At 65.2% G+C, this 1,448-nt stretch carries 1 protein-coding gene and 1 pseudogene; one reads left to right on the top strand and one right to left on the bottom strand.

Annotation, left to right across the window (positions count from 1 at the left end; translation table 11 throughout):
- Positions 1-122, top strand: a pseudogene (locus tag FJ980_RS36010) (asparaginase); the annotation flags it as partial.
- Between the two features lie 12 nt (positions 123-134).
- On the opposite strand, the gene FJ980_RS31460 reads toward FJ980_RS36010, so the two are convergent.
- Positions 135-1,448 (bottom strand): TIGR03808 family TAT-translocated repetitive protein (locus tag FJ980_RS31460; protein WP_140547420.1); only part of this gene is annotated, 1,314 nt, incomplete at its 5' end.

Raw genomic sequence — 1,448 nt, 5'->3', positions numbered from 1 at the left:
CCCGACTGCTGCGCGCGGACGAGGTTTTGGCGGCGAAGCTGCTCGAAATGGCGAATGCACCCATCGAAAGCCGGATAGGCGCCACGGTCGGTGCGCTCAGGCCGACGGCGGCACTGGCCTGAGACAGACGTTTCTCAACTGACGTGATTGCGCTCGACGGTCAGATGCGGAAAGCCGGTATCGGCTGACGCGGCGAGATCGCCCGTGGCCGGATCGGCCCAGCGCTGCCCGACAATGGCGCCATTGCGTGCGCCGTCGATGACATTGTCGGAGATGATGGCGGTTCCGGCACCGTCGACCACGCTGACGACGATGCCGGTGCCCGCTTTGCGGATGATGTTGCCGGTGGCCACGACGTTGCGCAGATACGGTCCCCAGCCGATCGACATGCCGTAGAGCGGCACGTTCTCGATGACGTTGTTGGACACGGTGGTGTCGGCCTCGACGCCGATGCCGACGCCGAATCCCGGCGGGTCGGCGGGGTAGGGGCCTGATGTCGACAGGTTGCGCACGATGTTGCCCGAGCAAACACCCATGCGTCCGCCTTCGTTGAAATTGACGATCGAGATGCCGTTGGCGGCACCATCGACGATGTTGTTGCTGATAACGGCGCCCTCGAACGAGAATTCGGAATAGACCGCCGTTTCGCCGGAACGCATGCAAGTGTTGCTCGATACTTGCAGATTGCTGGCGCTGTTGGCGCGGATGGCGGAGAATGCGCAGTCCGAAACGATGTTGCCGGAGACGATCACGTTGGCGGCGCGGAAGGCATTGATGCCATTGCCGTTCTGGCCAGTGCCGCCGCCGCGCGCCGCGATGCGTTCGACCCGGTTGCCGGTGACGATAGTGCCGTCCTCCGCCGCCTGCCAGCGGTGCACGAGGATGCCGCCATTGGCGCAGTCGGAGACGGTGTTGCCTGTGATCGCCAGCCCTGCGGCCTCGACCGAATAGATGCCGGCGTCCGCCGCTCCGGATATTTCCGTGCGCTCGACCCGGCCCGCCGCGTGCTCGAGCGCCAGCCCGTTCTTGCCGCTGCCGGTTATCTGGCAATTATCGACGATGAGATGCGCCACGCGGCGCAGATCGAGCAGTCCTTGCGCGTAGTCGCCCATCGAGCGGTTTGAGCCGTCGAGGACCAGGCCGCTGAGCTCGATGTGATCGGCTTGTTCGGCCATGAACAGGTGGCCGTCGCCACCATAGACGATGCGCGTTGCGCCAGGCACGCCGGTAAGGCGCACCCGGCCGGGCAGCGTCAGGTTGGACACGACATAGGTGCCGGGCTGCAGGAAAACCGGCATGTCGCGATCGCTGGCCTCGCGCAGCAGCTTGGCGAAAGCCTTGCTCTGATCGGCAAAGGTGCCGGGTTGCACGCCAAGCTCGGTGGCGTTGATCGATCCGTGCATCGAGGCTTTCTCGACGCTGGGCAAGCTCGCGGCGGCTGCCTTGCC

It is taken from the genome of Mesorhizobium sp. B1-1-5 (assembly GCF_006443065.1).
In the GTDB taxonomy this organism is placed as follows: domain Bacteria; phylum Pseudomonadota; class Alphaproteobacteria; order Rhizobiales; family Rhizobiaceae; genus Mesorhizobium.
This window is presented reverse-complemented; position numbering and strand designations above follow the sequence as displayed.